19 protein-coding genes are annotated in these 25872 nt (G+C 74.4%); 11 read left to right on the top strand and 8 right to left on the bottom strand.

Annotated features, from left to right (window positions below; all coding sequences use genetic code 11):
- On the top strand, window positions 1–1173 hold the full coding sequence (dusB, locus tag GA0074704_RS24585; RefSeq protein WP_088972677.1) for a tRNA dihydrouridine synthase DusB: 1173 nt from the start codon (window positions 1–3) through the stop codon (window positions 1171–1173).
- A gap of 64 nt (window positions 1174–1237) precedes the next feature.
- Here the strand turns inward: dusB and GA0074704_RS24580 are convergent, their stop codons facing one another.
- Entirely contained in the window at window positions 1238–1888 is a 651-nt protein-coding gene (locus tag GA0074704_RS24580; RefSeq protein ID WP_088972676.1) for a C39 family peptidase, read from the bottom strand.
- Window positions 1889–2749: 861 nt separating this feature from the next.
- On the bottom strand, window positions 2750–4576 hold the full coding sequence (locus GA0074704_RS24575; protein WP_088972675.1) for a family 20 glycosylhydrolase: 1827 nt from the start codon (window positions 4574–4576) through the stop codon (window positions 2750–2752).
- A 312-nt stretch (window positions 4577–4888) separates the two neighbouring features.
- Between GA0074704_RS24575 and ppdK the strand changes: the two genes are divergently transcribed.
- The 4 genes from ppdK (at window position 4889) to GA0074704_RS24555 (ending at window position 10208) form a co-directional block, all read left to right on the top strand.
- Window positions 4889–7597 (top strand): pyruvate, phosphate dikinase, encoded by a 2709-nt coding sequence (gene ppdK / locus GA0074704_RS24570; protein ID WP_088972674.1) that lies wholly within the window; start codon window positions 4889–4891, stop codon window positions 7595–7597.
- 129 nt (window positions 7598–7726) lie between these two features.
- Entirely contained in the window at window positions 7727–8080 is a 354-nt protein-coding gene (locus GA0074704_RS24565; RefSeq protein WP_088972673.1) for a VOC family protein, read from the top strand.
- On the top strand, window positions 8064–9356 hold the full coding sequence (locus GA0074704_RS24560) for a deoxyguanosinetriphosphate triphosphohydrolase (RefSeq protein ID WP_088972672.1): 1293 nt from the start codon (window positions 8064–8066) through the stop codon (window positions 9354–9356). The genes GA0074704_RS24565 and GA0074704_RS24560 overlap by 17 nt, the downstream gene beginning before the upstream one ends.
- 15 nt (window positions 9357–9371) lie before the next feature.
- A complete protein-coding gene (locus GA0074704_RS24555; RefSeq protein WP_088972671.1) occupies window positions 9372–10208 on the top strand; it encodes a siderophore-interacting protein in 837 nt (278 codons plus the stop codon).
- Window positions 10209–10239: 31 nt separating this feature from the next.
- On the opposite strand, the gene GA0074704_RS24550 is transcribed toward GA0074704_RS24555, so the two are convergent.
- On the bottom strand, window positions 10240–12339 hold the full coding sequence (locus GA0074704_RS24550) for an acyltransferase family protein (protein ID WP_088973955.1): 2100 nt from the start codon (window positions 12337–12339) through the stop codon (window positions 10240–10242).
- A 129-nt stretch (window positions 12340–12468) separates the two neighbouring features.
- On the opposite strand from GA0074704_RS24550, the gene GA0074704_RS24545 reads away from it, so the two are divergent.
- The 6 genes from GA0074704_RS24545 to GA0074704_RS24520 all read left to right on the top strand — a co-directional run bounded on the left by GA0074704_RS24545 (window position 12469) and on the right by GA0074704_RS24520 (window position 18785).
- Window positions 12469–14112, top strand: coding sequence for a BCCT family transporter (locus GA0074704_RS24545; protein WP_088972670.1), 1644 nt, complete (start codon window positions 12469–12471; stop codon window positions 14110–14112).
- 92 nt (window positions 14113–14204) lie between these two features.
- Window positions 14205–15179 carry an ABC transporter ATP-binding protein gene (locus GA0074704_RS24540; RefSeq protein ID WP_088973954.1) on the top strand — a complete coding sequence of 325 codons (975 nt, stop codon included), beginning with the start codon at window positions 14205–14207 and terminating at the stop codon, window positions 15177–15179.
- Window positions 15176–16027 carry an ABC transporter permease gene (locus GA0074704_RS24535; protein WP_088972669.1) on the top strand — a complete coding sequence of 284 codons (852 nt, stop codon included), beginning with the start codon at window positions 15176–15178 and terminating at the stop codon, window positions 16025–16027. Before GA0074704_RS24540 ends, GA0074704_RS24535 begins: the two co-directional genes overlap by 4 nt.
- Window positions 16028–16040: 13 nt before the next feature.
- Window positions 16041–16292 (top strand): helix-turn-helix transcriptional regulator, encoded by a 252-nt coding sequence (locus GA0074704_RS24530; protein WP_088972668.1) that lies wholly within the window; start codon window positions 16041–16043, stop codon window positions 16290–16292.
- A 56-nt stretch (window positions 16293–16348) separates the two neighbouring features.
- The gene (gene dnaG, locus GA0074704_RS24525; protein ID WP_088972667.1) at window positions 16349–18250 is read left to right on the top strand and encodes a DNA primase; all 1902 of its coding nucleotides are present in this window, start codon (window positions 16349–16351) and stop codon (window positions 18248–18250) included.
- Between the two features lies 1 nt (window position 18251).
- Window positions 18252–18785, top strand: a complete 534-nt coding sequence (locus tag GA0074704_RS24520; protein WP_088972666.1) for a hypothetical protein — start codon at window positions 18252–18254, stop codon at window positions 18783–18785.
- Window positions 18786–18790: 5 nt separating this feature from the next.
- On the opposite strand, the gene GA0074704_RS24515 is transcribed toward GA0074704_RS24520, so the two are convergent.
- The 5 genes from GA0074704_RS24515 to GA0074704_RS24495 form a co-directional block, all read right to left on the bottom strand.
- The gene (locus GA0074704_RS24515; RefSeq protein WP_231926674.1) at window positions 18791–19738 is read right to left on the bottom strand and encodes a TAXI family TRAP transporter solute-binding subunit; all 948 of its coding nucleotides are present in this window, start codon (window positions 19736–19738) and stop codon (window positions 18791–18793) included.
- Between the two features lie 92 nt (window positions 19739–19830).
- Window positions 19831–20223: a roadblock/LC7 domain-containing protein gene (locus GA0074704_RS24510; RefSeq protein WP_088972665.1), complete on the bottom strand. Its 393-nt coding sequence runs from the start codon at window positions 20221–20223 to the stop codon at window positions 19831–19833.
- Window positions 20220–22472: a sensor histidine kinase gene (locus GA0074704_RS24505; RefSeq protein WP_231926673.1), complete on the bottom strand. Its 2253-nt coding sequence runs from the start codon at window positions 22470–22472 to the stop codon at window positions 20220–20222. Before GA0074704_RS24505 ends, GA0074704_RS24510 begins: the two co-directional genes overlap by 4 nt.
- A 68-nt stretch (window positions 22473–22540) precedes the next feature.
- Entirely contained in the window at window positions 22541–23560 is a 1020-nt protein-coding gene (locus GA0074704_RS24500) for a TAXI family TRAP transporter solute-binding subunit (RefSeq protein ID WP_088972664.1), read from the bottom strand.
- Complete coding sequence (locus tag GA0074704_RS24495) at window positions 23557–25761, bottom strand: TRAP transporter permease (RefSeq protein WP_377470461.1); 2205 nt, start codon at window positions 25759–25761, stop codon at window positions 23557–23559. Before GA0074704_RS24495 ends, GA0074704_RS24500 begins: the two co-directional genes overlap by 4 nt.
- Between the last annotated feature and the right edge of the window lie 111 nt (window positions 25762–25872).

The following is a 25872-nucleotide window of genomic DNA, read 5'->3' as shown; positions in this document are numbered from 1 at the left end:
GTGACCGCCCCGACCCTGCCCGCGCTGCGCCCGCTGACCCTCGGCCCCCACCAGGTGTGGCCGCCGGTGGTGCTGGCGCCGATGGCCGGGATCACCAACATCGGCTTCCGGCGGCTCTGCCGGGAGCAGGGCGGTGGCATCTACGTCTGCGAGATGATCACGACGCGGGCGCTGGTCGAGCGGAACCCGAAGACGCTGCGCATGATCGCCTTCGGCGACGACGAGCGGCCGCGCAGCCTCCAGCTCTACGGCACCGACCCGGAGGTCACCGCCGCCGCGGTGCGGATCGTGGTGGAGCGTGATCTCGCCGACCACATCGACCTGAACTTCGGCTGCCCCGTGCCGAAGGTGACCCGGCGTGGCGGCGGCGCCGCGCTGCCCTGGCGGCGCCGGCTCTTCGCCCGGCTGGTGCGGGCCGCCGTGGCCGCGGCGTCACCCGCCGGGGTGCCGGTCACGGTCAAGATGCGCAAGGGCATCGACGACGACCACCTGACGTACGTCGAGGCGGGCCTCGCCGCCCAGGACGCCGGCGTCGCCGCGGTGGCCCTGCACGGGCGTACGGCCTCGCAGCGCTACTCGGGCACCGCCGACTGGGACGCCATCGCCACCCTCAAGCAGGCCCTCGATGTGCCGGTGCTCGGCAACGGCGACATCTGGGAGGCCGACGACGCGCTGCGGATGGTCGCCCACACCGGCGTCGACGGCGTGGTGGTCGGTCGCGGCTGCCTGGGCCGGCCGTGGCTCTTCGCCGACCTGGAGGCCGCCTTCAACGGGCGCCCCGAACGGCGGCTGCCGAACCTCGGCGAGGTGGCGGTGACCATGCGCCGCCACGCCGAGCTGCTGGTCGACCAGTTCGTGGCGGGGGCCCGCAACCCGGCCCGGGGCGAACGCGACGGCTGCACCGACTTCCGCAAGCACGTCGCCTGGTACCTCAAGGGCTTCCCGGTCGGCGGCGAGCTGCGCCGCTCGCTGGCGATGATCGAGAGCCTGGCCCAGCTCGACGACCTGCTCGGCAAGCTCGACCCGGCGGTGCCGTTCCCGGTCGAGACCCTCGGCCAGCCGCGCGGCCGGACCAACTCGCCGGGCAAGGTCGCCCTGCCCGACGGCTGGCTGGCCAGCCGGGACGACGACACCGTCCCGGAGGGCGCCGAAATGGACGACTCCGGCGGCTGACCTGCTGAGACGTGCCGAAGGGCCCGACCCCGGGTGGGGGTCGGGCCCTTCGCGTATCCGTTCGTCAGGAGCTGTAGCCGCGGCTGGCGATCCAGTGCGCCAGGGCGTCGGTGTCCATCCGGTAGGAGGCCTGCTGCGGGTTGGCCGAGTCGGCGATCGTCACGACCTTGCCGCCGTCGCGGTAGCCGACCACGCTGATGTAGTGGCCACCCTCGAAGGAGTGCGCGACACCGTCGGTGTCGGCGGCCGTACCCGCGATGTTGGCCACCACGGCCCGGCCGTCGTCCACGGCCCGCACCACGTCGGCGCGCAGCTGCTCGACCCGCTTGCCGTCGACCTTGTCGGCCGGCAGCTCGGTGCTGTGGTACGCGTTGCGGCCGGTCTCCTTGTTCAGCACCGGGGTGATGTCGTTGATGCTGTTGGTGCCGTCCTCGGTGGTGCCCATCTCCTTGGCCATGGCGTCGACGTCGATGTCCTTGCCCTGGACGGAGAGGGCGTTGCGGGTGGCGGCGGGGCCGCAGTAGTAGAAGTTCGGCTGCGCCTCGTAGCGGACGTTGAGCTCGCGCTCGCCGTGGCCCTTGCGGTCGGTCTGGACCTGGGCGGTCGGGGTGGCGGGGGCGGCCTGGGCGGCGATGGCGGGGCCGGCGATTCCGCCGGCGGTGGCGATGACGCCGGTGGCGGTCAGGACGGTCTTGCGCAGAATGTCGGTACGCATGATGGCGTGCTCCTCTGCGTTCGGGGGTGTGCGCGGCGGGTGTTGCGGGGGTGCCGCGCGGGGGGAGAGTCTGCGGGGTCCCGGCGCTCACGGGGGTGGCTGCTCGGGTGGCCCGGGGATGTAACGGCCGGTGGCCGGGGATGATTCCCGCCGGCTCTGCCGGGGACCGGTGCTGCGTGGTCCGGGGGTGTAACCGTGCGGCTCGGTCCGGCATTCCGCCGGGTCTTGCCGGGGCCGGCGGGCTGGGAGTGCCCGCGGTATGCCAGGTACAACGCCCCGGTCCCACCCGCGATTCCGCCCCCGGGGTGCTGTCGGCCACGGGACGCCGTTCGCAGCCGGGCACGTCCGGCCCGCATCCGGCCGTCCCGAAACGGACATTCAGCCCCAGCCGCAGCGCCCCCGGACATCCCCTCCCGTAGGTTGCGGATGAGCGAACCCGGACACTCCATCGCACGAGCGCTGACGGGGCCCAGGGTGCCCGGTGCCGCCGAGCGGCGGTGCGGCGGCCCGGAACCGGAGGCGACATCGCTGTCGAGCGAGATACCTCAGAGTCATATTTATTCCTCTCAGGTATCACGCTCGTTGGCGTCCATGAGTGCCGATGAGCCTGACTCCCGAGCGGGCCGGAGCGCCGCAGCACCCGAGCGACGACCGCATCCCCCAGCCCCCGACGCCCCACAGGAAGCGGGTGATGGCACCCGGTGAGTGGAACGCCATTGCTGTCACCGATGCCCGGAAACACCCATGCCGTTCCACCGACGGACCCACCGCGCGGAACTTCCCTGAAGATGCTGCCTCGGTCCGTCGCGAGGCAGCATCTTCACCGAAGTTGCCGGTCCGCCCGCCGTGAGGCGGGGTGGGTCAGTGGGTGTCGGGGACGGCGTCGGGTGAGGGCTGGGTCGGGACCGGACGGGCCGGGTCCACCGCGGAGGGCGTCGCGGGCGTCGGCCAGGGGACGTCGGGGGAGCGGTGGAAGGTGATGCCGGCGGCGGTCCAGCGGGGGCCGTGCCCGGCCAGCCGCTCGCGGAACCCGGCCCAGTCGTGCGTCGCCCGGGGTGACCAGCCGAGTTCGGCCAGCGCGGGCAGCCGGGGCAGCAGCAGGAACTCGATGTCGGCGAGGGTGGTGACCGACTCGGTCCAGAGCGGCGCCTCGACGCCGAGCACCGCCTCGGCCGGCACGTCGGTGAGGTGCGTGCCCGGATCCCAGTCGTACGCGCGGTGCACGTCGATCAGGCCGGCCCAGTCGTGCCCGATCGGGGTGTCCGGGGCGTACTTCATGTCCAGGTAGGCGCGGTTGCCGGGGGAGAGGATCAGCCGGTCGCCCCCGCGGACCGCCGCGGCGATGTCCGGGTCGTCGCCGTTGGTGCCCCACCACTGGAGCACCCTGCCGTCGACGTGCGCGGCGGGGGCGAGCTGGTGCCAGCCGACCACCGTCTTGCCGGTGCTCTCGACGATCCGCTGGGCCCGCTCGACGAAGCCGGTGTACGCCTCGCCCTTGACCTTGAACGCCTCGTCGCCGCCGATGTGCAGCCACGGCCCGGGGGTGAGCGCGGCCACCTCGCCGAGCACGTCGGCGACGAAGTCGTACGTTCGCTCGTCGGCGGGGTCGACGTAGCTGAACCCGACCTCGGTGCCGGTGTACGGCGGCGGCGGGACCTTGCCCGGCGCCAGCTCGGGGTACGCGACCAGCGCCGCGTTGGTGTGGCCGGGCAGGTCGATCTCGGGCACCACGGTGACGTGCCGGCGGGCGGCGTACGCGACGATGCGCCGGTAGTCGTCCTTGGTGTACCAGCCGCCGGTGCCGCCGCCGACCTGGGTGGCGCCGCCGACGGGGGCCAGCCGGGGCCAGGAGTCCACCGCGATCCGCCAGCCCTGGTCGTCGGTGAGGTGCAGGTGCAGGTGGTTGAGCTTGTACCGGGCCAGGTGGTCGATCACCCGCAGCACGTCCTCGACGGCGAAGAAGTGCCGCGCCACGTCGAGCATCGCCCCCCGGTACGCGAAGCGCGGCCGGTCCACGATCGTGCCGCCGGGCACCGTCCAGCGCTCGGTCACCGGCGTCCGGCTCTCGACGGCGGCGGGCAGCAGTTGGCGCAGCGTCTGCGCCCCGTGCAGCAGCCCGGCGGCGGTGAGCGCGGTGATCCGGACGGCGGTGGGGGTGACGTCGAGCCGGTACCCCTCGACGCCCAGCTCCCCGGTCTCGGGGAGCCCTGCGGGCCCGGCGTCGCCCGGCCCGGCGACGGAGTCGACGGTGACCGTGGCCGCAGCGTCGAGGGTGAGCGTGAGCGGGGCCCCGCTCGGGCCGACCGGCTCGGGCGTCCCGGTGGCGTGGGCCCCGGCCGGTGACGCTGAGTCCGTGGGGGCGGCGTCGGCGACCGGCAGCGGAAGTCCGGTGGCGGGGCGCAGCAGCTCGGCGAGGAACACGGCGACGTCCCGGGCCCCGCCGTCCGGGCTGATCCGCAGCACGGTGTTGGCGGTCAGCGTGAAGTCGGCGGCCGGGTCCGGGAGCACCCGTTCCGGCGCCGGCACCACGTCGCCCAGGGCGACCGGCGCGGCCGGCGTGAGCTGCGCGCCGGCCGTCTGGGTGGCGGTGCGGGCCAGTTCGGCGGCGGCCGGTCGCCGGGTGGGCGGGACGGCCCGGTCGAGCGGGTCGGGACCGGTCTCGGGGCTGGTGGCGGGGGTGGTCGGCACGGGGACGGCTCCGGGGGTGTATTCGCGTGGGATATGGCAAAAGTCAGGTTCGACGAACCCAGCGCCGTCAAGGGTACGAGGGGAGGCGCGATTGCGTGATCGTGCGCGTGGAAGCGTTCCCAAAAACCGGTACGGACGCGGATAGTGGTGATGGTTGTGCCGATTGTCACCGAACGGTCCCGAGCCACGCGATGTTCGCTTAACCTTCGCCCACCGATCGGCCACGACGCCTGGATTAGCGGTGGTCGGCCCCGGGGTATGAGCAACTGAACCTTCGTTAAGTGTCAATGCGGACGCGCGTGGGAGGCTCTGGTGGCAGCGCAGGACAAGGCCGACGACAAGTACGTGTACGACTTCTCCGAGGGCAACAAGGACCTCAAGGACCTGCTGGGCGGCAAGGGTGCCAACCTGGCCGAGATGACCAATCTCGGCCTGCCGGTCCCGCCCGGCTTCACGATCACCACCGAGGCCTGCAAGGCGTACCTCGCCACCGGGCGGGAGCCCGACGGGCTGGCCGGGCAGATCGAGGCGCACCTGGAGTCGCTGGAGCGCGGCATGGGCCGCAGGCTCGGTGACCCGCAGGACCCGCTGCTGGTCTCCGTGCGTTCGGGGGCCAAGTTCTCCATGCCCGGCATGATGGAGACCGTCCTCAACGTCGGCCTCAACGACCGCAGCGTCGTCGGGCTGAGCAAGCAGGCCGGGGGGAACGACCGGTTCGCCTGGGACTCCTACCGCCGCCTGATCCAGATGTTCGGCAAGACCGTCTGCGAGGTGCCCGGCGAGGAGTTCGAGCACGCCCTGGAGGACGCCAAGCGCGCCAAGGGTACGAAGAACGACCTCGACCTGGACGCCGACGACCTGCGCGGGCTGGTCGACGCGTACAAGAAGATCTTCGCGAAGCACACCGGGCGGGAGTTCCCGCAGGAGCCGCGCGAGCAGCTCGACCTGGCCATCCGCGCGGTCTTCGAGTCGTGGAACGCCGAGCGGGCCATCCTCTACCGCCGCCAGGAGCGGATCCCGGCCGACCTGGGCACCGCGGTCAACGTGGTCGCCATGGTCTTCGGCAACCTCGGCCCGGACTCCGGCACCGGCGTCGCGTTCACCCGTGACCCGGGCAGCGGCGCACAGGGCATCTACGGCGACTACCTGGCCAACGCCCAGGGTGAGGACGTCGTCGCCGGCATCCGCAACACCGTGCCGTTGCAGGAGCTGGAGCAGCTCGACAAGAAGTCCTACGACGAGCTGCTCGGCATCATGGCCCGGCTCGAGGAGCACTACAAGGACCTCTGCGACATCGAGTTCACCATCGAGCGCGGCAAGCTGTGGATGCTCCAGACCCGGGTCGGCAAGCGCACCGCCGCCGCCGCGTTCGTCATCGCCGGGCAGCTCGTCGACGAGGGCCTGATCGACCTGGACGAGGCGCTGCACCGGGTCAACGGCGCGCAGCTGGCCCAGCTGATGTTCCCCCGCTTCCAGCTCGACCACGACTTCCAGCCGGTCGCCAAGGGCATCGGCGCCTCCCCGGGCGCCGCCTCCGGCAAGGTCGTCTTCACCTCCGCCCGCGCCGTCGAGCTGGCCGCCGAGGGGGAGTCGGTGATCCTGGTCCGCCGGGAGACCAACCCCGACGACCTCAACGGCATGATCGCCGCCAAGGGCATCCTGACCTCGCGCGGCGGCAAGACCAGCCACGCTGCCGTGGTGGCCCGCGGCATGGGCAAGACCTGCGTCTCCGGCGCCGACGAGCTCGAGGTCGACGTGCCGGGCAAGAAGTTCACCGTCGGCGGGCAGACCGTCGGCGAGGGTGACGTGGTCTCGATCGACGGCACCACCGGCAAGGTCTACCTCGGCGAGGTGCCGGTCATGCCGTCCGAGGTGGTGCAGTACTTCGAGGGCAGCCTCGACCCCGAGCACATCGACAACGCGCTGGTCCGGGCCGTACACCGGATCATGACGCACGCCGACGGCAAGCGGCGGCTGGCCGTCCGGACGAACGCCGACACCGGTGCGGACGCGGCCCGGGCCCGGCGCTTCGGCGCCGAGGGCATCGGCCTGTGCCGCACCGAGCACATGTTCCTCGGCGACCGCCGCGAGCTGGTCGAGCGGCTGATCCTGGCCCGCACCGACGACGAGCGGGAGGCGTCGCTGGCCGCGCTGCTGCCGTTGCAGCGGGAGGACTTCATCGAGATCTTCCGCGAGATGGACGGCCTGCCGGTCACCGTGCGGCTGATCGACCCGCCGCTGCACGAGTTCCTGCCCCCGCTGGAGCAGCTCGCGGTCAACGTCGCCGTCGCCCAGGAGCGCGGCGAGGACGTCGCCAAGGAGGAGGCGCTGCTCGCCGCCGTCCGGCGGATGCACGAGGAGAACCCGATGCTCGGCCTGCGCGGCGTACGCCTGGGCCTGGTCATCCCGGGCCTGTTCGCCATGCAGGTCCGGGCGATCGCGGAGGCCGCGGTCGCGGTGGCCGGGTCCGGCGGCAGCGCCTGCCCGGAGATCATGGTCCCGCTGGTCGGCGCGGTCCAGGAACTCGAGACGGTACGCGCGGAGGCCGAGAAGATCATCGCCGAGGTGGTCGGGGACAGCGGTGTCGAGGTGCTGATCGGCACCATGATCGAGGTGCCCCGGGCGGCGCTGACCGCCGGGCAGATCGCCGAGGCGGCGCAGTTCTTCTCCTTCGGCACCAACGACCTCACCCAGATGGGCTGGGGTTTCTCCCGCGACGACGTCGAGGGCGCGTTCTTCTGGCGCTACCTGGAACTGGGCATCTTCGGCATCTCGCCGTTCGAGTCGATCGACCGGGACGGGGTCGGCCGGCTGGTCCGGATCGCCGCCGAGGAGGGCCGGGCCGCCCGCCCCGGACTCAAGCTCGGCGTCTGCGGCGAGCACGGCGGTGACCCCGACTCGGTGCACTTCTTCCACGAGGTCGGCCTGGACTACGTCTCCTGCTCCCCGTTCCGGGTCCCGGTGGCCCGCCTGGAGGCCGGTCGGGCCGTGGTGGACACCGACGGCTCCGACTCCCGCTGACCAGCGGACCGGCCCCCGCTCCCGGTGGGGTGGGGGCCGGTCGGAGGATGCTTGGGCGGGCCGTTCGGGTCGGGCGGGCGTAACCTGGTTTCGCCCGTGTGCCTGCCGTGCCGAGCGAAGGGTGACCGCATGACCAGCGTCTGGGAGAGCCTGACCGTCGACGCCCGCGACCCGGCGCGGCTGGCCCGCTGGTGGGCGGAGGCGCTCGGCTACCAGATCGTCGCCGAACGCTCCGACGAGGTGGAGATCCGCCCCGGCACGGACCGGCTGCCCGGCATCGTCTTCGTGCCGGTCCGCGACCCCAAGAACGCCAAGAACCGGCTCCACCTCGACCTGCGCCCGACCGACCAGGAGGCGGAGGTCGAGCGGCTGGTCGACATGGGCGCGCGGCACGTGGACGTCGGGCAGGGCGGGGCCGACTGGGTGGTCCTGGCCGACCCGGAGGGCAACGAGTTCTGCGTTCTCCGTGCCCGCAACGAGTGAAGGGGGCGCGCCGGACGAGCGGTGGGTCGGTGAGGCGCCCAAGGACGGCGGCTACGGGCGCTCCCCGTACGAGCGGGACCGGGCCCGGGTGCTGCACTCGGCGGCGTTCCGCCGGCTCGCCGCCAAGACCCAGGTGCACACGGCGGGCACCGACGACTTCCTGCGTACCCGGCTGACCCACTCGCTGGAGGTGGCGCAGATCGCCCGGGAGATGGGCGCCCGGCTGGGCTGCGACCCGGACGTGGTGGACACCGCCGGGCTGGCCCACGACCTCGGGCACCCGCCGTTCGGGCACAACGGCGAGGACGCCCTGGACGAGCTGGCCGCCGACTGCGGCGGCTTCGAGGGCAACGCGCAGACCCTGCGGGTGCTCACCCGGCTGGAGGCCAAGGTGATCGGCCCGGACGGCGCCCCGGCGGGGCTGAACCTGACCCGGGCCTCGCTCGACGCGGTCGCCAAGTACCCGTGGCCCCGGCGGCCCGGCGAGCGCAAGTTCGGCACGTACGCCGACGACCGCCCGGTCTTCGACTGGGTCCGCGTCGGCGCCCCGCCCGGCGTCGGCCTCGACGGCCGGCCGCGCCGCTGCCTGGAGGCGCAGGTGATGGACTGGGCCGACGACGTGGCGTACTCGGTGCACGACGTGGAGGACGGCATCCACGGCGGGTACGTCACCCTCGCCCCGCTGCTCGTCGACGCCGACGAGCGGCGGGCGCTCTGCGCCGACGTGGCCGGGGCGTACTCCGGCGAGTCGCCGGACGACCTGGCCGCCGTGCTGGTGGACCTGCTCGCCGAGCCGGTCCTCGCCCCGCTGGCCGGCTACGACGGCAGCCACCGCGCGCAGGCCGCCCTGAAGGCCACCACCAGCGTGCTGACCGGCCGGTTCGTCTCCACGGTGGTGGCCGCCACCCGGGAGCGGTTCGGCCCCGGCCCGCACCGCCGGTACGCCGCCGACCTGGTGGTGCCCCGCCGGATCCGGGCCCAGTGCGCGCTGCTCAAGGGCATCGCCCTGCGCTACGTGATGCGCCGCCCCGGCGCCCGGGACCGGTACGCCGGCCAGCGGCAGATGCTGGTCGAGCTGGTCGGCACGCTGGCGGACCGGGGGGCCGGCGCGCTGGACCCGGTCTTCGCGCCGCTGTGGCGGGCCGCCCCGGACGACGCCACCCGGCTGCGGGTGGTGATCGACCAGGTGGCCTCGCTGACCGACCCGGCGGCCGTGGCCTGGCACCGGCGGCTGGTGCCCGGCGCACCCGGGGCGGGCGGCGGCACGTTGACTTAGGCTAGCCTAAGCGCCATGACGGAGCGTCCGACGAAGAAGGTCGTCACGGCCACGGTCCTGCGGACCAGCCGGCCCACCCCCCACCTGATCCGCCTGGTCCTGGGCGGCGGGGAACTGACCGGCCTGCCGGTCGGCGCGTACACCGACCACTACGTCAAGCTGGTCTTCCCGCAGCCCGGGGTGACGTACCCGAGGCCGCTGGACATGGCGGCGGTGCGCGCGACGATGCCCCGCGAGCAGTGGCCGCGGCTGCGCGCCTACACGGTGCGGGCGTTCGACGCGGCGGCCGGCGAGCTGACCATCGACGTGGTGCACCACGGGGACGAGGGAGTGGCCGGCCCGTGGGCCGCCGCGCTGCGCCCCGGCGACGAGGTGAGCTTCACCGGACCCGGCGGCGCGTACGCCCCCGACCCGGCCGCCGACTGGCACCTGCTGGTCGGCGACGAGAGCGCCCTGCCGGCGATCGCGGCCAGCCTGGAGCGGCTGCCCACCGGCGCCCGGGCGGTGGTCTTCCTCGAGGTCGACGGCCCGGCCGACGAGCAGCCGCTGACCAGTGCGGGCGCCGTCGAGCTGACCTGGCTGCACCGCGGCGACCGGCCGGTGGGGGAGGCGCTGGTCGCCGCCGTCCGGGCGCTGGAGTTCCCGCCCGGCGCGGTGCACGCCTTCGTGCACGGCGAGGCGACCTTCGTCAAGGAGCTGCGGCACCTGCTGCGCGTCGAGCGGGGGGTGCCCCGCGAGGCGCTCTCCATTTCCGGCTACTGGCGGCGCGGGATGACCGACGAGGGCTGGCGGGCCAGCAAGGCCGACTGGAACGCCCGGGTCGAGGCCGAGGAGGCCGCCGCGGTCGCCTGACCGGCATTCCGCGGACGAGCCGGGCGGGGCGTCAGGCGCCCTGGACGGCGAGCCGGTGCAGCTCCGGCAGCAGCCACGGGGCGATCCACTCGCGGACCCCGCGCGGGGTGAAGTGCAGCCCGTCGCTGCGTACCCGGACCCCGCCGGCCTCCCAGGTGAACTCGCCGTCCGGGCAGACCCGCCGGTTGAGGTCGAGCAGGCTCGCCTCCTTGCGTACGGCCGCGTCGGCGAGCAGCCGGTTCCAGGCGTCCACCCGCTGCGCGTCGTCCTCCGGCCAGAGACCGCCGTCGGGGCGTTCCGCCCGCCGGGTGTACGGCGCGGTGAGCAGCACCACGTGGGCGCCCCGACCGCCCGCGATGTCGATCGCCCGGTCCAGCTCCCCGGCGAGGTACTCGTCGTACGCCGGGTCGCCCACGTGCTGCCACCGCCCGTCGAGCCGGCGGTCGACCAGCTCCCAGCGGTCGAGCAGGATCACCGCGACGTCCGGGTCGTCGGCGTCGACGGACTTCCACCACCGGTTGTCCCAGGTGTCGCAGCCGGGGTAGTTGGTGTGGTCGCCTCCGACGTAGCGCAGCTCGGGCAGGCGGGCGATCCCGCAGCCCTGCACCGCCCGCACGCTCACCGCGAGCCGGTCCTGTTCCGGCAGGTAGCTGGCGAGCGACCAGGAGACCGAGTCGCCGAGGAAGGTGACCCGGGGCAGTCGGCCGGGTTCGCGGCCGGGCCGGCGTACCGGCGGGGTGGGGGCCGCCGAGCCGGCGACCGGGCCGGCGGTGGCGTCGGGCGTCGGGGTGGCGTCCCAGGCGATGGCGGCCGGCGGGGTGGAGGGGACCGGCGGCACGACGGTGCCGAACACGGCGAGCGCCGCCACCGCGGCGACGGCCGCGCCGGCCAGCGCCGCCGCCACCCGGGGCAGCCGCCGGGCCCGTCGGATCGGGCGCTCCACCAGCAGGTACGACGCCACGGCGACGGCCAGGGTGAGCGCGCACCGGGCGGCGAGCAGGGCCGGCCCGGTCAGCCCGGTCCGCTCCGCGTCGCACCACTGGAACAGCGGCCAGTGCCACAGGTACAGCCCGTACGAGATCCGGCCGGTCCACACCAGCGGCGGCAGCGCCAGCAGTCGGGCGGTGGGGCCGCCCGGGCTGACGGTGGCGTGCGCGATGACCGCCGCCACGGCCAGCGCGGCGAGGGTCAGTCCGCCCCGGTAGAGCCAGGGGTCGCCGCCGTTCGCGGTGGCCCAGAGCCAGCCGGTGCCGACCGCGCCGGCGAGCGCCAGCGCGCCGAGGACCCGGCGTACCCGAGGCGACGGCGCACCGGCGGCGGCCGGCGCCGGCGTGGCGTCCTCCGGCGTGGCGTCCTCCGGCGTGGCGTCCTCCGGCGTGGCCGGTGTGGCCGGCGCGTGCGACGTGGCCGGACGGCGGGCCAGCGCCACCGCGAGGGCGGCGCCGATCAGCAGGGCCACCGCCCGGGTGTCGGTGCCGTAGTAGACCCGGTCCACCGCGTCGGGCGCGAAGAGCAGCGCGGCGGCCACCGCCGAGGCCAGCGCGCCGCCCAGGGTGAACGCCAGCACCGCAGCCGACCGCCCGGCCGGGCGGGTTCCCGACCCGGGCGCGCGGCCGGCCCGGCGGGCGGCCAGCGCGAGCAGCAGCCCCAGCAGCAGCGGCCAGCCCAGGTAGAACTGTTCCTCGATGCCGAGCGACCAGGTGTGCTGCAACGGCGACGGGCTGCCGGTGGCGGCGAAGTAGTCGCCGTCCCGGTTCGCCATCCGCCAGTTCGCCACGTAGCCCAACGCGGCCAACGCGTCCCAGCGCAGCGCGGTCAACTCGGTGTCGGGCAGCAGCCACCGGGAGACCAGCAGCACGACGGCGAGCACCAGCAGCAGCGCGGGCAGCAACCGCCGGAACCGGCGACCCCAGAACGCCACCAGGTCGATCCGGCCGGTGTCCCGGTGCTCGGCCAGCAGCAGCGAGGTGATCAGGAACCCGGAGAGCACGAAGAACGCGTCGACGCCGAGGAATCCGCCGGGCAGCGCGGCCACCCCGCCGTGGAAGGCCAGGACGGCGGCCACGGCGAGGCCGCGGACCCCGTCCAGCGCCGGGCGGTACGCGAACCGGGGCGGGGCGGTCGTGGACATGCGGCCCATCCTGCCCCGGGCTCCCGGGGCCACGCGCATCGACCGGTGGGCCCGCCGGACCGGGTGATTACCGCCTTTCCCCCCGTCCGGGGCGGTCCGGGCGGCCAGGATGGTCACCGGGGGTGACTGATGTCCGAACAGGTCGAACGGGAGAGAAGCGGGTCCGTCCGGCGGCCCGACCCGGTGGTGCTCACGCTCAGTGTGGGCGGCGTGCTGGCGGTGGTGGCCTGGGGCCTGCTGGCCCGCGGGTCGCTGGCGGACTTCGGCACGTCCGGGCTGGCCTGGGTGATCCGTACCTTCGGGTGGTTCTTCGTGGTGGCGGCGGACGCCTTCCTGGTGCTGGCGGTGGTCATCGCGGCCTCCCGGTTCGGGCGGATCCGGCTGGGCGCCGACGACGACGAGCCGGAGTTCAGCACGCTGGCCTGGATCGCGATGATGTTCAGCGCCGGGATGGGCATCGGGCTGGTGTTCTTCGCCGTGGCCGAGCCGATCCAGCACTACGCGACGCCGCCGCCGTCCACCGGGGTCGCGGGGCAGACCCCGGCGGCCGGGGCCGCGGCGATGCAGTACACGCTCTTCCACTGGACGCTGCACCCGTGGGGGATCTACGCGATCGCGGCGCTGGCGCTGGCGTACTCGACCTTCCGCAAGGGGCGGGACAACCGGATCTCGGCGGCGTTCCACCCGTTGCTGGGCGCCCGGGCCGACGGCGCGGCCGGTCGGGCGGTGGACCTGCTGGCGGTCTTCGCCACCGTCTTCGGCTCGGCCACCAGCCTCGGCCTGGGCGCGCTCCAGGTCGCTGCCGGGCTGGACCTGGTGACCGGGATCCGGGACACCAGGGGGGTCGAGTTGGTGGTGATCGGCGCGCTGACCCTGGCCTTCGTGGTGTCGGCCTTCTCCGGCCTGCACAAGGGCGTCAAATGGCTGTCCACCACGAACGTGGTGCTGGCGGTGCTGCTGATGGTCTTCGTCTTCGTGGTGGGGCCGACCATCTACACGCTGGAGGTGCTGCCCGCCTCGGTGGGCGACTACCTGAGCAACCTGGTGTTCATGTCGACGCGTACCGGGGCCTTCTCCGACACGGCCTGGCTCGGTTCGTGGACGATCTTCTACTGGGCGTGGTGGATCTCCTGGGCGCCGTTCGTGGGCACCTTCATCGCCCGGATCTCGCGGGGCCGCACGGTGCGGCAGTTCCTGGTCGGGGTGCTGCTGGTGCCCAGCGGGGCCAGCGCGGTCTGGTTCTCGATCATGGGTGGCAGCGCCCTGCGCGCCCAGGCCACCGGCACGCGGGACCTGGTGGCGGACGTCGGCAAGGGCAGTGAGCAGGCGCTGTTCGGCCTGCTCGACGCGCTGCCGCTGGCGACGGTGACCAGCGTGCTGGCGATGGTGCTCATCGCGCTCTACTTCGTCACCAGCGCCGACTCGGCCTCGCTGGTGCTCGGCACGCTCACCTCCAACGGCGCGCTGCGCCCGCACCGGGTGCTGGTGGTGCTCTGGGGGGTGCTGATCGGCGCGGTCGCCGCGGCGCTGCTGCTCGCCGGCGGCCTGGAGGCGCTGCAACAGGCCACCATCCTGGTGGCGCTGCCGTTCGTGGTGGTGATGCTCGGGCTGGCCGCGGCGCTGTGGCGGGACATGGCCGCCGATCCGGCGGCCAACCCGCACCTGGGCCGGGGCCGTCGCTACGGCCTGGCCACCGCCGTGCGGGCCGCCCGGTCGTACGACGAGGAGGACCCGCCGCCGGTGACCCGCTGGCTGCGGCGCAACCCGCGCTGAACCGTTGCCGACCCGGAGCGGATCGGGGCTGCCCGCAATGTAGTAGGGGTGCTACATTTCGCGGTACCGATCCATCATTCCGAGGGATGGCCATGACAGCGGTTGAGCTCGCGGGGGCGACCGAGGCTCCGCATCCACCCGACGCCGACCAGGTGCTCGACGTCCGGGCCCTGCGCATGCGTTACGGCACCGTCGACGTCCTGCACGGCGTGGACTTCACCGCCCGGCGCGGTGAGGTGCTCGCCCTGCTCGGCCCGAACGGGGCCGGCAAGAGCACCACCATCGAGATCCTGGAGGGCTTCCGGCTCCGCTCGGCCGGCGAGGTGCGCGTGCTCGGCACCGACCCGGCCCGGGGCGACGAGGCGTGGCGGGCCCGACTGGGCGTGGTGCTCCAGTCCTGGCGCGACCACGGCCGCTGGCGGGTCGGTGACCTGCTCGCCCACCTGGGCTCCTACTACGCGCCGTACGCGACGGCCGCGATCCGCCGGCCCTGGCCGACCGCCGACCTGCTGGACACGGTGGGGCTGACCGGGCAGGCCGGGCGTCGGGTCAACCAGCTCTCCGGCGGCCAGCGCCGCCGCCTGGACGTGGCGGTCGGCATCGTCGGCCGCCCCGAGCTGCTCTTCCTCGACGAGCCGACGGTCGGCTTCGACCCGGCCGCCCGCCGCGAGTTCCACGAGCTGGTGCACCGGCTGGCCGACCTGGACGAGACCACCATCCTGCTGACCACCCACGACCTCGACGAGGCGGAGAAGCTGGCCGACCGGATCCTGATCCTGGCCGGCGGCCGGATCATCGCCGACGGCTCGGCCGACGAACTGTCCCGGCGGGTGGCCGGCAAGGCCGAGATCCGGTGGAGCGTCGACGGCGAGCGCTTCGTGCACGCCGCGACCGACGCCACCGGCTTCGTCCGCGAGCTGTTCCGGCAGCACGGCGACGCCGTCGCCGACCTGGAGGTCCGCCGGGCCAGCCTGGAGGACGCGTACATGACGTTGGTGCGTGAGCACGAGGCCGGCGGCCGGGCGGACGCCGCGCTGCGGGTGCTGCGCGGGGAGGGGGAGCGGTGAGTCCGACGACCACGGCGGTCCGCGCCGGCCTGCGCCGGGGCCTGATCGAGGTACGCAACACCCTGAGCAACGGCCAGGACCTGTGGAACTACGCCTTCCCCACGGTCGTGCTGCTGGTCGCGATGTTCTTCATGCGCGGCTCCACGGTGCCCGGCACCGGCTTCTCCCTCGGCGCCCGGACGCTGCCCAGCGCGCTCGGCATGGGCATCGCGTTCGGTGGGATGCTGATGCTGGCCCAGCAGCTCATCGTCGACCGCGAGGACGGCACCCTGCTGCGGGCCAAGGCCACCCCCAACGGCATGCTCGGCTATCTGGTCGGCAAGCTGGTGCTGACCTCGTCCGCCGCGGTGCTCGGCCTGCTGCTGCAACTGGTGCCGGGGGTGTTCTTCCTGGACGGGCTCCGGTTGGGCGAGCCCGGCGCCTGGCTCACCCTGGCCTGGGTGGTGCCGCTGGGCCTGGTGGCGGCCCTGCCGCTCGGCGCGGTGATCGGCTCGGTGATCGAGAACCCGCGCAACATGGGCCTGGTGGTGCTGCCGATGATGGGGCTGATCGCCCTCTCCGGCATCTTCTACCCGATCAACGGCTATCCCGGCTGGGTGCAGGCCGTCGCCCAGGCGTTCCCGATCTACTGGTTAGGGTTGGGCATGCGCTCGGCGCTGCTGCCGGACGCCCTGTCGGCGGTCGAGCTCGGCGGGAGCTGGCGGCACCTGGAGACGGTCCTGGCGCTCGGCGGATGGGCCGTGCTGGGGCTGCTGCTGGCCCCGGTCGTGCTGCGCCGGATGGCCCGCCGGGAGTCCGGCTCGCGGGTGGCGGCGCGCCGGGAACGGGCCATGCAACGGGTGATGTGAGAGGGCGTCGCGGATGAGTGAGACGGTGCACAACCGGATCGCGGTGCTGCGCGCCGAGCGGGGCGTCTCCCGCCGCCAGCTCGCCGACGCACTGGGGGTGCATTACCAGACCATCGGTTACCTGGAGCGCGGCGAGTTCCGGCCCAGCCTGCACCTGGCGCTGCGGATCGCCGCGTACTTCGAGGTGCCGGTGGAGGTGGTCTTCTCCATCGAGCCGTTCCCGCGCATCGGCGACGCCACCAGCGGGGTGGGCCGGAGCGCCTGACGGCTGCGCCACACGCCGTCCCCCCGACCGCCGGAACGTCGGTCCGGCAGGGCAGGATGTACGCCGAGGGGGTGGCGGAGATGGCTGGGCGGATCCGGGACGAGGACATCGCGCTGGTCCGGGAACGCGCCTCCATCGCCGAGGTCATCTCCGACACGGTGACCCTGAAGTCGGCCGGTGGCGGCAACCTCAAGGGGCTGTGCCCGTTCCACGACGAGAAGAGCCCGTCGTTCAACGTCTCGCCGGCCCGCAACGTCTACCACTGCTTCGGCTGCGGGGTCGGCGGCGACGCGATCAAGTTCCTGATGGACGCCGAGCACCTGAGCTTCGTCGAGTCCGTCGAACGGCTCGCCGCCCGGGCCGGCATCCAGCTGCGGTACGTCGAGAACGACCAGACCACCCCGCGGCCCCGCCCGCAGCAGGGGCAGAAGCAGCGCCTGGTCGCCGCGCACGCCGCCGCCGTGGAGTTCTACCAGGCCCAGCTCGGCACGGCCGGCGCCCGCCCGGCCCGGGAGTTCCTGGCCCGGCGGGGCTTCGACCGGGCCGCCGCCCAGCGCTACGGCTGCGGTTTCGCCCCGGACGGCTGGGACCTGCTCACCAAGCACCTGCGCCAGCAGGGCTTCACCCACGATGAGCTGGTCACCGCCGGGCTGTCCCGGCCGGCCCGCTCCGGTTCGCTGATCGACCGGTTCCGCCGCCGGCTGATGTGGCCGATCCGGGACATCACCGGCGACGTGATCGGCTTCGGCGCGCGCAAGCTCTTCGACGACGACGACGGCCCGAAATACCTGAACACCCCCGAGACGCCGATCTACAAGAAGTCGCACGTCCTCTACGGCATCGACCAGGCCAAGCGGGAGATCGCCAAGCAGGGCAAGGTGGTCGTCGTCGAGGGCTACACCGACGTGATGGCCTGCCACCTGGCCGGCGTGCCGACGGCGGTGGCCACCTGCGGCACCGCCTTCGCCGCGGACCACATCTCGGTGCTGCGCCGGGTGCTCCTCGACAGCGACGAGCGGGCCGGCGAGATCGTCTTCACCTTCGACGGGGACGCCGCCGGGCAGAAGGCCGCGCTGCGCGCCTTCGAGGACGACCAGCGCTTCGTCGGGCGTACCTTCATCGCGGTCAGCCCCGACAACATGGACCCGTGCGACCTGCGCCTGGCCAAGGGCGACCTGGCCGTCCGCGACCTGGTGGCCCGCCGGGAGCCGCTGGTCGACTTCGCGCTGCGGCACGTGATCAGCCGCTACGACCTGGACACCGTCGACGGCCGGGTGGAGGCGATGCGCAGGGCCGCCCCGCTGGTCGCCAAGATCAAGGACCGGGAGAAGCGCCCGGAGTACGTCCGCAAGCTCGCCGGCGACCTCGGCATGGAGATCGAGCCGGTGCAGCGGGCGGTGCAGGCGGCCGGCGGCGCGCCGACCGGCCCCGCCCAGGACTCCGCCGCGTCGGCCCGGCGCGGCCGCACCCCCGCGCCATCGGTGGACAGCCCGCAGTCGATGGTCGAGCGGGAGGCGCTGAAACTGGCCCTCCAGCAGCCGGTGCTCGCCGGCCCGATGTTCGACGCGGTGGAGGCCGCCGACTACCGGCACCCGGTGCACGTCGCCGTCCGGGCCGCCGTCGCCGAGGCCGGGGGGGCCGCCACCGCCACCGGCGGCGCGGTCTGGATCGAGGCCGTCCGGGACGCCTGCGACGACCTGGCCGCCCAGGCGCTCGTCGGCGAGCTGGCGGTGGAGCCGCTGCGGATCGACGGCGAACCGGACCCGCGGTACGTGTCGATCACCATGGCCCAGTTGCAGTGGGGTTCGGTGACCGCCCGGATCCGGGACCTCAAATCCAAGATCCAGCGGATCAACCCGGTGAACCAGAAGGACGAGTACTTCGCGCTCTTCGGGGAACTGCTCTCGCTGGAACAGCACGCGCGGGCGCTGCGCGAGCAGGCCGCCGGGGGGCTGTGAGATGGGACTGTTCAACCGCAGGCCGAAGCTGCCACCGGCCGCCCGGCCGCCACTGGCCACCGACGAGCGGGTGCTCGCCTGGGCCGCCGCCGGCAACGGCGAGGGCGACGGGGTGGTGGTCGCCAGCAACCTCGGGCTCTGGCTGCCCGGCCGGCCGCACCGGATCGGCTGGCACGACGTGCTCAAGGCCACCTGGTCCGGCCGGGAGCTGACCGTCGTCCCCGCCGAGCGGGTCGCCGAACGCGACGGCTACCTGGTGGTCGCCGACTGCCCCGCCGAGACGTACCTGCTGCTCGACCCGGGGGAGCTACCGCACCAGGTGCGGGCCCGGGTGACCCGCTCGGTGGCGTACACCGCCCAGCACGCCCTGCCCGGCGGGTCCGGCCGGATCGCCGCCCGCCGGGTCGCCGGGGTGGACGGGCTGAGCTGGACCGTCCGCTACGACCCGGGCACCCCGACCGACGACGAGGTACGCGCCGAGACTGACCGGCTGGTCGCCGAGGCCCGCGCCGCCACCGCGCCCGCCGACGTCTGAGCCGGTCAGCCGCCCTGGTAGAACCGGGCCGCCCCCGGGTGCAGCGGGATCGGGTCGGTGCCCGCCGCGGTCGCCCGGGTGAAGTTCCCGCCCTCGGGATGCACCCCCACCAGGTCGGACTGGTACGCGAAGAGCAACCGGGTCAGGTCGTACGCCAACTGCTCCGGCATGTCCGCGTTGACCAGGATCAGGTTCGCCACGGTCACCGTCGGCGTCCCGGTCGGCGTCCCGTACGCCTGGGCGGGCAGCTCCGCCGTGGTGTAGACCGAGCCGTACCGGGCGGTCAACGGTTCGAGCAGGTCGGCCACGGGCAGCAGGACGAACGTCCCCGGCTGGCCGGAGAGCAGGTCGGCGATGCCCGGGGTGGGCAGGCCCCCGGAGAAGAACATCGCGTCCAGGGTGCCGGCGCGCATCCGGTTCACCGTCTCCGGCAGCGACAGCGTCACCCGCCGGACGTCCCGGCCCGGGTCCAGCCCGGCAGCGGTGAGCAGCCGGCCGGCGATGACGTCGGTGCCGGAGCGCGGCGAACCGGTGGAGACCCGCCGGCCGCGCAACCCGGCCAGGTTCGTGACCCGCGCGTCGGCCCGGACGATCACGTGCGTGTAGTTGCGGTAGACCCGGGCCAGCGCCCGCACCGGTTGGGGCCGGCTGAACGCGCCCCGGCCGGCGACCGCGTCGGCGGCCGTGTCGGCCAGGCTGAACGCCACCTCCATGTCACCGCCGGCCAGCCGGGTGACGTTGTCCACCGAGGCGCCGGTCGGTTCGGCCCGCGCCTCGTAGCCGGGCAGGTGCCGGCTGATCACGTCGGCGTACCCGCCGCCGAGCTGGTAGTAGACGCCGGTGGTGTTGCCGGTGGCCAGGAAGATCCGGCCGTCGTGCCAGGCCCGGGGCGGCGCGGCGGGCTGCCCGCAGCCGGTGCCGACCAGCACCGTGGCCAGCACGACGGCCAGCACCCGCAGGGGGAGCGGCGACCGGAACGACCGGCGGCCTGGTCGCAGTGCCCGGCGCGGCCGGCTGGCCGGTCGCGGTGCCCGGCGCCGCAGGGTCACAGCCGGACCGCCGGTTCCAGCGCCTCCGCCACCCGCTGGACCAGCGTCGCCGTCTCGTAGCCGATCTGACCCAGGTCGCAGCCGGGCGCGGCGAGCACCCCGAGCAGCGCCCGTTCGCCGACGGCCATCACCAGCAGCACCCCGCCGTCCATGTCGACGATCTGCTGGCGTACCCGGCCGGCCGACATCAGCCGGGCGGCCCCGACGGTCAGGCTGGCCAGACCGCTGATCACGGCGGCGAGCTGGTCGGCCTGGTCGGGGGAGAGGCCGGGGGAGGTGGCCAACCGCAGGCCGTCGCCGGAGACCGCGAGCGCGTGCGACACGTCCGGGACCTGCTCGGCGAAGTTCTCCAGCAGCCAGTCGAGGCCGGCGTGCAGCGGTGTGGTCATGACGTTCTCCCGTTCGGTTTCGGCTGCTGGCTCTGGCGCATGGCGGTGGCCACCCCGGCGGCGAGGGCGGACAGCCGGGACCGCACCACCTCGGGGTCGAGCAGGTCGTCGGTGGGGCGGGCGGCGGGGGCCGGGTAGCGGGCCGGGAGCTGACCGCCGCGTACCCGGCGGGGCAGCCCGACCGCGGTGGTCGCGCCGGTCGGCGCGGCCGTCGCGGCGACCGCCCGGGCCACTCCTCGGATCGTCGGCGGGCGGCCGGTCGCGGTGACCGCGAGCGGCAGGGCCAGCGCCGGGGCCGGGGCGGGCAGCGGCCGGCGGGCCACCGCGTCGACCCGGGTGAGCAGGGACTCCGGCACGTCCACCTGGGCCACCGTGCCGCCGGCGGTGTGGTGCAGCTGGACCCGGACCCCGAGCCTGGCGGCCAGGTGCGCCACCACGTGCAGGCCCATGCTGCCGGCCGCCGCGCTGGACAGGGTGGCCGGCGCCCGCAGCCGGTCGTTGATCTCGGTCAGCCGGTCGTCGCCGATGCCGATCCCCTGGTCGTGCACCCGCAGGGTGAGCCCGTCGACGGTACGCCGGCCGTCCACCCGCACCGGGCTGCGCGGCGGCGAGTAGGCGGTGGCGTTCTCCAGCAGCTCGGCCAGCAGGTGGGCCAGGTTGCCCACCGCCGTGCCGTGCACCGCCGCGTCGGGCACGTCGATCTCCACCCGCGGGTAGTCCTCGATCTCCGAGGCGGCGGCCCGCAGCACGTCCGCGAGCAGGTGCGCGCCCTCGTCCACCCGGCCGGGTTCCCCACCGGCGAGGACCAGCAGGTTCTCCCCGTTGCGGCGCATCCGGGCGGCGAGGTGGTCCAGCGCGAAGAGCCGGGCCAGGGCGTCCGGGTCGGTCTCCTCCCGCTCGAACTCGTCGAGCAGCCGCAGCTGGCGGGTGATCAGGGTACGGATCCGCCGGGCCAGCGCCTCGGCCATCCGGGTGACGTCCATCCGCAGCTCGGCCTGCTCACCGGCGAGCCGCAGCGCGGCCCGGTTCACCGTGTCGAACGCCTCGGCGACCTGGGCCACCTCGTCGCGGCCCTGGCTGATGCCGGCGGTGAGCCGGGTCGCGACGCCCTCGGCGGGGACGCCGTCGCCGGCCACGATGGCGGTGATCCGGTCCGGCAGTTCGCGGTGGGCCATGGTCAGCGCGGCCACCCGCAGCCGGCGCAGCCGCCGGCTGGTACGCACGGCGAGCAGCGCCGCGGCGACCAGCGAGGCCACCGCCACCGCCGAGGTGCCGCCGGAGGTGAGCAGGGCCCGGCGTTCCGCGTCCCGGGCCAGGCCGGCGGCCTTCCGGTCGAGGGCCTCGGAGAGTTCCCGGCCGAGCAGGTTGTAGCGGCGGATGGTCCCGCTCTGGGCGACGTACCAGGCGTCGCCGTCGGTGCGCAGCGCCCCCGGTTCCGACTCGGCGGCCAGCGCGCCGTCCCGCATCCGCCCGGCGGTCGTCACGTCGGTGCCGGTGACCAGCCGACGCCGGGCGGCGGCGGCCGGCGCGGCGGCGATCCGGGAGAACTCGGCCTGGCGCTGCTCCTGCGCCCCGCGCAGCTGGCCCAGCCGGACCAGCTCACCGTCGACCAGCGAACCCCGGACGAAGACGGCCCGCAGCAGGTCCCGCTCCAGGGAGGCCAGGTGTTCCTGGGCGGCCACGGCCGCCACCTCCCGGGCCCCGTTGGCCAGCTCGGTGTCGCGCAGCTGGGCGGGGAGCGCGTCGGCGACGGCGAGCAGCGACTCGACCAGCGCCGCGTACGCCGGGTCGGCGGTCTCGGTGCGGACCGCCAGCGCCCGGGACGGGTCCAGCTGGCCCAGCTGGCCGTCCGCGTCGTCGAGCACCCGGCCGAGGTCGGGCGCGGCGTCCCGGGCCGCCCGGCTGGCGTCCCGGTAGCGCTGCACGGCGGCGTCCACCCGGCGGCGTTGGGCGTCGACCAGCGGCCGGCCGGTGGCGCCGCTGCGCTGGCGCAGGGCGGCGGTCTCGCCGAGCTCCCGTTCCAGCTCGTGCACCAGCCGCACGGTGGCGGTGGCGGTGCCGGCCAGCACCCGCGCCCGGTCGGCGTCGGCCGAGTCGGCGAGCGCCGTGCGGGTCTGGACGGCGCCGAGCACCACCAGGCCGACGGTAGCCACCAGGATCGGGGCGATCAGTTGGGTACGGACCGACCACAGCCGACCGGTGTGGTCGGCGGGCCGGTCGTGCCGGCGTACGCGGGCGGGGAGCGGCACGGGGTCTCCGTCGGATGTGGGGAGCGCCGGGCCCGGGCGGGGAGACCCGGGCCCGGCGCCGTCGGGGGTCAGCTCGCGCCGAGGTCCTTGAGGGCCTTGTCCGCGCCCCGGTGCAGCGGCACCGGGTCGGTCCTGCGGGCGTTGTCCAGGCTGATGCCCTTGGCCGCCGGGTTCGCCTCGGCCAGGGCGTCCCGGCGTTCGAAGACCGTCTTGGTGATCGCGCAGGCCACGTCGGCGTCCAGGTCCTTGCGGACCAGCAGCACGTTGGGCACCACGATGGTCGGGGTGTCCGCCGCGGTCCGGTAGGTGTCGGCGGGGATGGTCCCGCTCTGGTAGGCCGGGTTCAGCTCGGTCAGCTTGGGCAGCAGCGCGCTGACGTCGAGGAACTTCACCTTGTCGCCGGAGGTGGTGAACAGGTCGGTGACTCCGCCGGTGGGCAGGCCACCGGACCAGAAGAAGCCGTCGACGCTGCCGTCCTTGACGCCCTCGACGGTCTTGGCCAGGTCGAGCCGCTGCGCCTGGATGTCCTTGGCCGGGTCGAGGCCGGCGGCCTCCAGCAGCCGGTTGGCGATGACCTCCGTGCCGGACTTGGGGGAGCCGGTGGAGATCTTCTTGCCCTTCATGCCGGCCACCGACGTGATGCCGGAGTCGGCCCGGACGACCACCTGGGTGTAGTTGTCGTAGATCCGGGCCAGCGCCTGGACGTCCTGCGGGCCGGAGAAGCTGCCCTTGCCCTGCACCGCGTTGACGGCGGTGTCGAAGAGCGAGAAGGCCACGTCGTACTGGCCGGCGACGAGCTGTTCGATGTTCTGCACGGAGGCGCCGGTCTCGGCGGCGGTGCCGGTGAGCCTGCCGCCGGTGGTGGTGGAGAGCTGGCCGGCGAGGGCGTTGCCGACCACGTAGTAGACGCCGGTGGCGTTGCCGGTGGCGATGCCGACCCGGGTGTCCTTGTCGACCTTGCAGGTGATCTCGCTTCTCGCGTCGTCCTTGGCGGCGCTGTCCTGACGGCCCCCGCAGCCGGCAGCACCTGTCACGACCAGGGCCAGCACACCCATGCCGGCGGCCAGCCGCACGTTCGTCCTTCTCACTTGTCGTCCTCCCCAGGAGTGGTGGTCGGTCCGCCGGTCCGGCCGGCGGATCCGCGTCGTACGAGGACACCCGCCACGGTGGCGGCGGCGAGCAGCACGCCGGCCGCGACGGGTACGGGTTCGAGCCAGAGCAGGGCGAGCCCGGCGAGCGCTCCGCAGATCCGCTCCGGCACTCCGGCCGGGCCGACGCCGGGCAGCCAGCCGCCCGCCGCGACGGCGAGCACGGCGACGCCGAGCGCGGAGGCCAGCCCGGCCGCGGCGATCCGGCCCGGGCCACCGATGCCGAGCAGGCCGAGGCCGGTGGGGGTGAGCACGAAGGCGATCGGGATCAGGTAGGCCGGCAGGGCGTACCGGAGGGTCTGCCACATGGTGGGGACCAGCCGGCCGCCGGTGACCGCGGCGGCGGCGACGGCGGCCAGCGCGGTGGGCGGGGAGACCTCGGACAGCACGGCGAAGTAGAAGACGAACATGGCCGCGGCGGGCGCGGCGACACCGAGGTGCAGCAGCGCCGGCCCGATGATCACCCAGCCGATGACGAACGAGGCGGTGACCGGCACGGCCAGCCCGAGCAGGCTGAGCGCCACGGCGGCGAGCAGCGCGGTGAGCGCCAGCACGACCGTGGGGTCGGAGGCGAGCGCCTGCGCCCCGCCGACCAGCAGCGCCGCCGCCTGCGGGCCGAGCCCCGTGCGGGTGGTGGTGGCGGTGATGATGCCGGCGGCGGCGCAGACCGCGCTGACCGCGAGGACCCCGCGCACGCCGGCGCTGAGCGCGGCCACCAGCCGGGGTGGGGTGAGCCGGTGCCGGCGGTCCAGGAAGGACAGCGCGGCGGCGAGGACGGTGGCGGCCACCACCGCCCGGGTGGCCGAGGCACCGACCGCGAGCAGCCCGATGATCACGAAGAGGGAGAGGAAGTGGTAGCCGAAGCGGAGCAGCAGCCGCCCTGCGGAGCCGGCGTCGATCACCACCGGCCGGACGCCGGAGCGGCGGGCGTCGATCTCCACCGAGAGCAGGATGCCCAGGTAATAGAGGATCGTCGGCACGGTCGCCCAGCCGAGCACCTGGAGGTAGGACACCCCGAGGTATTCGGCGATGATGAACGCCGCCGCGCCCAGCGTGGGTGGGGAGAGGATCGCCCCGACCCCGGCAGCGGCCAGCATGCCGCCGGCCCGTTCCGCCGGGTAGCCGGCGCGGCGCAGGATCGGCCAGGTCACCGCGCCGATGCTGACGGTGGTGGCCGCGCCGGAGCCGGAGACGGTGCCGAGCAGGAACCCGGAGGCGACGGCGGTGCGTCCGGCCGCGGTGCGGGAGCGCCGGAACGCGGCGGCGGAGAGTTCCACGAAGAACCGCCCGGCGCCGGAGAGGTCCAGCACCGCGCCGTAGATGGTGAACAGCACGATGTACGTGGCCGCGACGTCGAGCGGGGTGCCGTAGAAGCCGCTGTCGGAGTTGTAGAAGGCGTCGACGAGCTGGTCGAAGTCGAGCCCGGCGTGCGCCACCGGCCAGCCCTGCGGCAGCAGCCCGCCGTAGTAGCCGTAGCCGAGGAACGCCAGGCAGACCGCGGGCAGGATCCAGCCGGTGGTGCGCCGGCAGGCTTCCAGCAGCAGGAGCAGCAGGACGGTGCCCATCACCACGTCGGGCCCGGCCAGCAGCCCCTGCCGGTCGAGGAACGCGTCGTAGCCGCCACCGCCGTCGCCGAGCGCGAACGGCAGCACCGGGTAGAGGCAGGTGACCAGGGCGGCGGCCGCGAGCAGCCAGTCCGCGGCGGTGGGCCGGCCGCGGTCGGCCCGGGCGTCGCCGCCGTCCCCGGTCGGTGCGCCGGTCGCGGTCCGCCGCAGCGGGCGCAGCCCCGACGGGTACGCCAGGAAGACGATCGGCAGCACGCCGGCCAGGAAAATGATCAGGTAATACTTGCTGCCCTGGGCCAGCGGCCGGAATGCCTGGACGAGCGTGAACAGGGCGATCGCGACGGTTGTGCCGGTGACCAGGAGGCCCACCCGGCCGGTGAGCGTACGCCCGGGTTTCTCGTCCTCGAATTGCGCGGCGAGGTCGCGGGGATCGGGCGCCCGGCAGGGGTGGCCGGGGCCGCCCCGCTCCTCCGCCGGCAGCCGGGTGGTCGCGCCGTCGACGGATACGCCCTGGCCAGCCGCGTCGTGGGACGACGGCTGCGCCACGGGGTCCTCGGAGGAGCGTACGGCCGACACGAGGGGGCACGATACGCCGTTTGTCGGACGCGCGGAACATCGCCCGACATCATTGCGGTCGGTAGTCGGAGCGGTTTTGCGGTTACGCTGAGGAACGTTGAATGAGTGCGA

Source organism: Micromonospora siamensis, assembly GCF_900090305.1.
Taxonomy (GTDB): domain Bacteria; phylum Actinomycetota; class Actinomycetes; order Mycobacteriales; family Micromonosporaceae; genus Micromonospora; species Micromonospora siamensis.
Note: the sequence above shows the minus strand (reverse complement) of the source record. Positions and strands in the feature narration are given on the sequence as shown.